This window comes from Secundilactobacillus similis DSM 23365 = JCM 2765, assembly GCF_001311075.1.
GTDB lineage: Bacteria > Bacillota > Bacilli > Lactobacillales > Lactobacillaceae > Secundilactobacillus > Secundilactobacillus similis.
In genome coordinates this window covers 1-8366 of record NZ_BBAD01000109.1, presented here as the reverse complement: position 1 = coordinate 8366, position 8366 = coordinate 1, and the positions used below count along the sequence as shown (strand labels likewise).

At 46.1% G+C, this 8366-nt stretch carries 8 protein-coding genes, 4 pseudogenes and 1 other annotated feature; all 12 genes and pseudogenes read left to right on the top strand.

From position 1 onward, the window contains the following. Nucleotides 1-321 precede the first annotated feature (321 nt). The 12 genes and pseudogenes from cysS (at nt 322) to rplL (ending at nt 8028) form a co-directional block, all read left to right on the top strand. Nucleotides 322-1729, top strand: a pseudogene (cysS, locus tag JCM2765_RS15245) (cysteine--tRNA ligase). Between the two features lie 11 nt (nt 1730-1740). Next, nucleotides 1741-2160, top strand: coding sequence for a Mini-ribonuclease 3 (locus JCM2765_RS15240; protein ID WP_054737435.1), 420 nt, complete (start codon nt 1741-1743; stop codon nt 2158-2160). Then, a pseudogene (gene rlmB / locus JCM2765_RS15235) lies at nt 2150-2958 on the top strand (23S rRNA (guanosine(2251)-2'-O)-methyltransferase RlmB). Before JCM2765_RS15240 ends, rlmB begins: the two are co-directional and overlap by 11 nt. A gap of 135 nt (nt 2959-3093) precedes the next feature. Beyond that, nucleotides 3094-3636 (top strand): NYN domain-containing protein, encoded by a 543-nt coding sequence (locus tag JCM2765_RS15230; RefSeq protein WP_054737434.1) that lies wholly within the window; start codon nt 3094-3096, stop codon nt 3634-3636. A 187-nt stretch (nt 3637-3823) separates the two neighbouring features. After that, nucleotides 3824-4429 (top strand): sigma factor, encoded by a 606-nt coding sequence (locus JCM2765_RS15225; RefSeq protein WP_054737433.1) that lies wholly within the window; start codon nt 3824-3826, stop codon nt 4427-4429. 91 nt (nt 4430-4520) lie between these two features. After that, entirely contained in the window at nt 4521-4670 is a 150-nt protein-coding gene (rpmG, locus tag JCM2765_RS16870) for a 50S ribosomal protein L33 (RefSeq protein WP_082405173.1), read from the top strand. Nucleotides 4671-4702: 32 nt separating this feature from the next. After that, a complete protein-coding gene (secE, locus tag JCM2765_RS15220; RefSeq protein ID WP_054737432.1) occupies nt 4703-4879 on the top strand; it encodes a preprotein translocase subunit SecE in 177 nt (58 codons plus the stop codon). 118 nt (nt 4880-4997) lie between these two features. After that, nucleotides 4998-5545, top strand: a pseudogene (nusG, locus tag JCM2765_RS15215) (transcription termination/antitermination protein NusG). Between the two features lie 158 nt (nt 5546-5703). Further along, the gene (rplK, locus tag JCM2765_RS15210; protein ID WP_054737431.1) at nt 5704-6129 is read left to right on the top strand and encodes a 50S ribosomal protein L11; all 426 of its coding nucleotides are present in this window, start codon (nt 5704-5706) and stop codon (nt 6127-6129) included. Between the two features lie 96 nt (nt 6130-6225). Continuing rightward, nucleotides 6226-6915, top strand: a pseudogene (gene rplA, locus JCM2765_RS15205) (50S ribosomal protein L1). Nucleotides 6916-6966: 51 nt separating this feature from the next. Continuing rightward, nucleotides 6967-7092: a sequence feature (ribosomal protein L10 leader region), on the top strand. Between the two features lie 20 nt (nt 7093-7112). Then, nucleotides 7113-7616: a 50S ribosomal protein L10 gene (gene rplJ / locus JCM2765_RS15200; RefSeq protein ID WP_054737429.1), complete on the top strand. Its 504-nt coding sequence runs from the start codon at nt 7113-7115 to the stop codon at nt 7614-7616. 46 nt (nt 7617-7662) lie between these two features. Continuing rightward, on the top strand, nt 7663-8028 hold the full coding sequence (rplL, locus tag JCM2765_RS15195) for a 50S ribosomal protein L7/L12 (RefSeq protein ID WP_054737428.1): 366 nt from the start codon (nt 7663-7665) through the stop codon (nt 8026-8028). Nucleotides 8029-8366 lie beyond the last annotated feature (338 nt).

The following is an 8366-nucleotide window of genomic DNA, read 5'->3' as shown; positions in this document are numbered from 1 at the left end:
CTCGTAGCCCGTGGGGTTCGGGCTGCGAGTGCTTTAGTCATACGCGGGTCCGGAGAGATCCGGCACGGAAGTGGTTTTCTTCCGTTCCTAGCTCGTAGGCCCGCCACTGCGTTCCAGTCCCCGCATAGCGCCGGAGTCTCCCGCGGCATTCTCCCACTATAGAAAATCAGGATCACTGAATTTCACAAACTAGACATGCTTACGCTGGACACAAACGGCATGCCAAAAAAACGCGACTTACGGAAGTTTTCAAAGGCATGCTAAGTTTGCGACGAACTATGCTAAAATGAACATACGATTAACCAGAGGGGAGCACCGCACATGTTAAAAGTTTTTAATACGCTGACGCGGCAAAAAGAAGTGTTTACGCCGATTACATCGGGGATGGTAAACATGTATGTCTGCGGACCGACAGTTTATAACTATATTCATATCGGCAATGCGCGGAGTGCGATTGCATTTGATACGATTCGTCGTTACTTCGAATATAAGGGTTACCACGTCAACTACGTGTCTAACTTTACCGATGTTGATGATAAGATGATCAAGGCCGCTAAGGAGGCCAACACGACCGTTCCAGAGATTGCCGATCGCTTTATTGCGGCATTTATGGAAGACACCACGGCTTTAAACATTGAACCCGCAACGAAACACCCACGGGCGACTGAAAACATTAAAGAAATCATTAGCTTTATTCAGGCATTAGTGGCTAAAGGTTACGCCTACGAAGCCGATGGTGATGTTTATTACCGGGCTCGGAAGTTTGAAGGTTATGGTAAACTATCTCACCAAAACATTGATGAACTTGAAGTTGGGGCCAGTCAACACGTTGACCCAACCGAAGTTGACCGGAAGGAAGATCCAATTGATTTTGCCTTATGGAAGGGTGCCAAGGGGGATGAGATCTCTTGGGAATCACCTTGGGGCAAAGGTCGACCTGGTTGGCATATTGAATGTTCCGTCATGTCGACGAAGTATCTGGGTGACACGTTTGATATTCATGGTGGGGGTCAAGATTTAGCCTTTCCACACCACGAAAACGAAATTGCACAAAGTGAAGCCAAGACCGGCAAGACGTTTGCGAACTACTGGTTGCACAACGGCTTTGTGACGGTCGGCGATGAAAACGAAAAGATGAGTAAGTCACTGGGGAACTTTGTGACGGTGCATGATATTTTGAAGACCGTGGATCCCAAGTGTTGCGCTTCTTCATGGCAACGACTCAGTACCGCAAGCCGATCCAATATACTGCCGGCAATTTGGAAGATGCCCAAAATAACTTGAAGCACCTGCAAACGGCCTACCACAACTTACAGTACCGTTTAAAGGATGCTGAAGCTGGGAGTGATCCTAAAATCGATCAAGAAATTCGCCAAATTGAAGCGGATTTTGTTGATATGATGGACGATGATTTTAACGTTCAAAATGGGATCGCTCAAGTGTATGAACTGGCTAAGTTGGGGAACGTTTACGCAGAGCAACCCGTTGTGCTGCAAGATAGCGTGAACTTTATTCTGAAGACCCTTAAAGAACTCGTCAATGTGTTTGGCATCGTCTTTAAGATGAAGCGTTAAATGACGATGGCATTCAAGCATTGATCGACGAACGCTTGGCAGCTCGTCAAGCACGCGACTTTGCTCGTAGCGATGAAATTCGTGAACAGCTTAAAGTCCAAGGCATTATTTTGGAAGACACCCCTCAAGGCACCCGTTGGCACCGCGAGGATTAGAAAGGAACACTATGAGCGAAGAGCAAGCAGATTATCAACAACTTAACGGTATTGCGTTAGCCTACATGGGCGATGCCGCGTACGAAGTGTTTATTCGACAACACTTGATCGAACAGGGACTCACAAAGCCGACTAAACTGCACCATAAGGCAACGATGTACGTTTCAGCTAAGGCGCAAGCGGCGTTGATCGACTTAATGACGCAAGATGGCCTGTTAAGCGAAACGGAGCAAGATTACTTCCGTCGTGGCCGCAATGCCAAGAGTTACACCCACGCTAAAAACACCAGTGTGATGACTTACCGGATCTCAACTGGATTTGAAGCACTGTTTGGGTACTTACACTTGAGTCACCAAACGGAACGGCTGGCTGAACTTGCACACTGGTGCATTGAGCAAGTGGAAGCTGGGAGGCTAACGAATGAAAAATAAGACACATCAAAACGATGACCATAAAAAAGACGCCCGTAAGAACGACGCCCAAGAGGAAGAACAATCTGAATTTATTATTGGCCGTCATCCCGCTATTTCGGCACTGAAAAGTGATCAAGAAATCAACAAGGTGTTTATTCAAGATGGTTTGAAAAATGAATTGATCGGCGAAATTATTAAACTGGCTAAAAAGCGGTCACTGGTGATTCAAACGGTGCCGAAGTCTAAACTGGAACGACTGGTTCCCCGTGAGAACCACCAAGGGGTTGTTTTAGCCGTTGCAGCGTATGATTACGCAACGATCGATGATTTATTTGATAAGGCTGCCGCTAAGGAAGAACCACCGTTTTTCCTGATTTTGGATAACATCAATGATCCCCATAACTTGGGATCGATCATGCGGACGGCGGATGCCGTTGGCGCACATGGATTATTATTCCAAAGCGGCGCTCAGTGGGCTTGACCTCTGTGGTTGCAAAAACTTCGACCGGAGCCATTGAACATGTGCCAGTTGCCCGGGTCACTAACTTAGTCAACACGGTCAAAGAGTTGAAGGACCGCGGTCTCTGGGTATTTGGGACCGACATGAACGGAACGGACTACCGGCGCTTTGACGCTAAGGGGCCGGTTGGCATCATCATTGGTAACGAAGGTAAGGGAATTTCACCACTGTTAAAGAAGACGGTGGACGAAATGCTGACCATTCCGATGATTGGCCACGTTCAAAGCTTGAATGCTAGTGTTGCGGCAAGCCTATTAATGTACCAAGCTTTCCAATCACGACACCCATTAAATTAATTCAGACAGCCTGATTGCGATTACCGGAGACCTGCAGTAGCGGACCGGCATTGAATCGACGATCAGGGCGATTAAAAATCCGAATGGTCATGCTGGCCAATCGGATTTTTAAGCTTTTAGAAGGGAGGTTCACCAATGAAACAGGATATTTTAATCGTAGATGCCTACAACATGATCGGCAATTGGCCGGACTTGAACCGGTTAAAGCTGACCGGGCGGATGGAAGAAGCCCGGGATCAACTGTTAGCCATGTTGTCCGAGTACCGCAAGTATCTCAAGACAACGATCATCGTGGTGTTTGATGCGATGTTTGTGCCAGGTATGTCTAAAAAATACGATCACTACGGTCTAGAAGTTATCTGGACAGGGCAGGATCAAACTGCAGATTCCTATATTGAATCACTGGCTAAGGAAAAACAGACTCGGTTCACTCAAGTGACAGTAGCAACGAGTGATCAAGCGGAGCAGTGGATGGTATTTTCAGCGGGCGCACTTCGGATACCAGCAGGGGAGCTTTTGTCTGATATCAAACGAACGCGTCGCGAAGTCCATACCCAAGCCGTTAAGATTGCGGATCAAGGCAAGGTGCGCCGTTCGCCTTGGAGTCAAGGGCAATTGCTGAAGTTAGAAAAATTACGGGACAATTTAGGCGATGACCCAAAACAAAAAAAGCGCTGATAATTATTTAACAATCAAGTGAGAAAACAAAATTGGTATAGTTCAATTAACGTCGATTTTACCCGAACACATTCAAGTTGATATTGAATTGGTCGCTCGGGACGGTTGACGTTTTTTGTGCTACGTTTGCTTGGCCACCTAAAATTGGTCTGTTAAAGTGAAAGCATCAATTTTGGAGGAGAGAAAGATGACTGTTTATAACGAACCAGATTGGGAATTGGCTCAACAGGCGAAAGCAGGTAACGAAGACGCATTGTGTGAGTTAATGCGGCGGTACGAACCCTTAGTGGTCAGCATTCAGCTGAACTATTACCTGAAATGTTATGATATGCGAGACTGGATTCAAGAGGCCTACATTGTGCTTTGGCGAATTGTCCATCGCTTTGACGTTGAACGAACTCGAGCGTTTGGCATGTATTTTAAACAGGCACTTTTGAACCGGCGACGTGACATTCACCGGGGGATGTCGACGCAAAAACGGCGCTTAGTCGTAAGCGTGACATCGTTGAACGTTCCGGATGGCTGGCTTGAAATGTTCGCCAATCAGGAGTGGCGGTCGCCTGATGATGTTGTGATCGTCAGACAACACGTGATGAAAGTGCTGAAAAAGGAACTTTCTCAGCTAGAGCGGGGCGTGATATTAGCGTTAGTCGGGGGACAAACGCGTGAGGAAATTATGGCGACCTTCAACTTAGATAAACGCCAATTGCATAACGCAACGGAACGCATTAAACGTAAGATTCGCCAAGAATTCTTTGGCCACGCAAATCGCCGGGATAACATCGCCGAGTGATCAAGCGGCCTCCTGAATAGCCGGTGTGCTTGACGCCCCAACGGATCAATGCTAAAATCAAGTTTGCTGTAATGAAGAGGAGGTGTTCAGCGTGGCTCAAAGAAAAGTTGCGTTAGCATGTTCTGTTTGCGGCTCGCGGAATTATACGGTTCCAGCAAGCCCCAATCGAAAAATTCGACTTGAAGTTAATAAATATTGTAAGTATTGTGGTCGCCACACGTTGCATCGCGAAACTAAGTAAGGCACGTGCACGACCGGTTTTAGGAGGGGCATATGCGCTTTTTTAGATTTTTACGTCAAGTAAAAGATGAGATGAAACAGGTGTCTTGGCCAAACGCAAAGCAAACGCGTAAGGATACCACGAGCGTTGTGACGATGGCGCTTGCGATGGCAATTTTCTTAGGCGTTGTCGATTATTTGGTCCAAGCGGGCTTAAAATTATTCGTCTAGCGTCACGAAAGCAAATTTTATGCTATAATGTTTTTGATGAAAACTTCGCGCGGTCGGAGTTTTTTTATTTTGGCAACAATTGGTCAGGTTACCGTTTTTTAGAAAGGATGAATCAAAGATGGTTGAATCAGCAGAGAAGCAGTGGTACGTATTACATACCTACTCTGGTTACGAAAATAAAGTGAAGATGAACCTTGAATCCCGGGCACAGTCCATGGGCATGCAAGATTTTATTTTCCGAGTAGTTGTTCCCGAAGAAGAGGAACGCGAGGTTAAGAACGGTAAGGAAAAGATCAAGATGGACAAAACCTTCCCGGGCTATGTTTTGGTTGAAATGGTAATGACTGACCAAGCTTGGTACATCGTCCGTAACACCCCAGGCGTAACCGGTTTATCGGGTCTCACGGGCAAGGTTCAAAGCCAACGCCATTGTTGCCAGACGAAGTTGAGTTGATCTTGAAGCGACTTGGGATGAGTACCCGTCATGAAGATCTCGACGTTGACGTTGATGACACGGTTAAAATCGTTGACGGCGCCTTCTCTGGTTTGGAAGGTAAGATTACCGAAGTTGATCACGAAAAGGCGAAGTTAAAGGTTAACATTGACATGTTTGGTCGTGAAACTAGCGCCGAATTAAACTTTGACCAAGTTGATCCAGTGATCTAAATACGTGAACAATCCGGCTTTTAGTTGAAAGCCGTTAAAAAACTATTGGCATTTACGTGAAACTGTGGTAGCCTATATGAGTATGTTTTTGCATACAAATGTGGGAGGAGAAATCAGCTCTCCACTTACCACAACACGGACTCAAGGAGGTATGTCTCGTGGCTAAAAAAGTAGCTAACATTGTTAAATTGCAAATTCCTGCGGGTAAAGCAACACCAGCCCCTCCAGTTGGACCAGCATTGGGCCAAGCCGGAATTAATATCATGGGCTTTACGAAGGATTTCAACGCTCGTACTGCCGATCAAGCTGGGATGATTATTCCAGTTGTGATCACGGTTTATGAAGATCGTTCATTCGATTTCATCACCAAGACACCACCAGCAGCCGTTCTTTTGAAGAAGGCCGCCGGTGTTGAACATGGTTCAGGCGAACCTAACACGAACAAGGTTGCATCTGTAACCAAGGCTCAAGTTAAGGAAATTGCTGAAACCAAAATGCAAGACCTAAACGCCGCTGACGTTGAAGCAGCTATGCGTATGGTTGAAGGTACTGCTCGTAGCATGGGCTTCACTGTAGAAGGTTAATCCCAGCTACTAACACTACGGATACTTTGTGAAAGCGAATGTATCAAGTGGGAGGCCAAGCCGTTATAACCACATTTGCAAGGAGGAAAACACAAAATGGCTCATAAAAGAGGTAAAAAGTATCAAGACGCGTTCAAGCAAGTAGACCAAGATAAGTTCTACGCCCTTGAAGAAGCGGTTGATCTTGTTAAGAAAATTGATTTTGCTAAGTTTGATGCAACCATCGAAATTGCATTCAAGCTTAACGTAGATACGAAGCAAGCTGATCAACAACTCCGTGGCGCAGTTGTACTGCCAAACGGGACTGGTAAAGATCAAACTGTTGTTGTATTTGCTAAGGGTGACAAGGCTAAAGAAGCTCAAGAAGCCGGTGCTGACTTTGTTGGCGACGACGACTTAGTTGCTAAGATCCAAGACGGCTGGTTAGATTTCGACGTTGCCATTGCAACGCCTGATATGATGGCCCAAGTTGGTCGTTTAGGTCGGGTCCTTGGTCCTAAGGCTTGATGCCTAACTAAGACGGGTACTGTTACCATGGACGTTGCAAAGGCTGTTAACGAATCAAAAGCTGGTAAGGTTACTTACCGGACTGACCGTGACGGTAACGTTGCTGTTCCTGTTGGTAAAGTATCATTTGATGCTGACAAGTTAGTTGAAAACTTGAAGACCATCTCAAACGTTGTTATTACTGCACGTCCTGCTGCTGTTAAGGGGACTTACGTACAACACGTTTCGATTGCTTCAACCTTTGGCCCAAGTGTCAACGTTGATGTAACGACGCTTTAATAATTTAAAAAATCCCGTATTGACTTTCATCTAAGAATCTAGTATTCTTAGAAGGTTGATATTGTTCTGCCCAAGACTCAGGTGCTCCGGCCTTAATTTACCTGCCGAGGAAGATGTGAAGTTAAACTTACATTTCTCTCTATGTCATGGCGGACATAGGGATTTTTATTCCTATTATTTTGCAGGAGGTGAAACTAATGAGTGAACAAGCTATTGCTGTTAAAGCACAACATGTTGAAGAAGTTGTTAAGCGTTTCGAAGCCGCTCAAGCAGCTATTGTAGTTGACTACCGTGGCTTGACGGTTGCTGAAGTAACTGACTTACGTAAGCAATTACGTGATGCCGGTGTTTCAATGAGCGTTATCAAGAACAAGGTTTTGACCCGTGCCGCAGAAAAAGCTGGCTACGCCGATTTAAACGACGTCTTTGCTGGCCCTACTGCCGTTGCATTCTCTAACGAAGATGCAATTGCACCCGCTAAGATCTTGAAGAAGTTTGCTGACAGTCACGCTGCCCTTGAATTAAAGGGTGGGATGGTTGAAGGTAAAGTTGCTACGCTCGACCAAATCAACGAATACGCTACGATGCCAAGTCGTGAAGACTTGTTGTCAATGCTTGCTAGTGCCTTGTCTGATCCTATGCGTAAAATTGCGCGTGCGGTTAAGGCTGTCGCTGACAAGGGTGAAGGCGAAGCTGCCTAACCCACCACTACTACTAATAATCCCACAATAAATGGAGGAAACAAAAATGGCTTTTGATAAAGATGCTATCATCGCTTCATTAAAAGAAGCGTCAATCTCAGATTTAAACGACCTTGTTAAGGCAATCGAAGAAGAATTCGATGTCTCAGCTGCTGCTCCAGTTGCAGTTGCTGCTGCTGGTGCCGATGGCGGTGCTGCTAAGGATTCATACGATGTTGAATTGACTGAATCAGGCGACCAAAAGGTTAAGGCTATCAAGGCTGTCCGCGAAATCACTGGTCTTGGTTTGAAGGACGCTAAGGGTCTTGTTGACAACGTACCTTCAGTTATCAAGGAAGGCGTTTCAGAAGACGAAGCCAACGAACTTAAAGCTAAGCTTGAAGAAGTTGGTGGCGTGGTTACCCTTAAGTAATTTAAGGATCCCGCTCAAAAAACGGTTTGCGATTTATCGCAGACCGTTTTTTATTTTGCTCTCAATAACGTTGATTTAACGGTGCAACTCAACGTTAGCTTACGTTTGTGTCCAGCGTAAGCATGTGAAGTTTGTGAAGTGATTCTGGTTTTATATGGTGGGAGGATGCCGCGGGAGGCTCCGGCGCTATGCGGAGCTGGAACGCAGTGGCTCACTCCGGAGCTAGGAATGGAAGAAGACCACTTCCATGCCGGATCTCCTCCGTCTCGCGTATGACATAAGGCACTCGCACCCCGAAACTCACGGGGCACGACTGCCTAAGTCATACCGACACTACT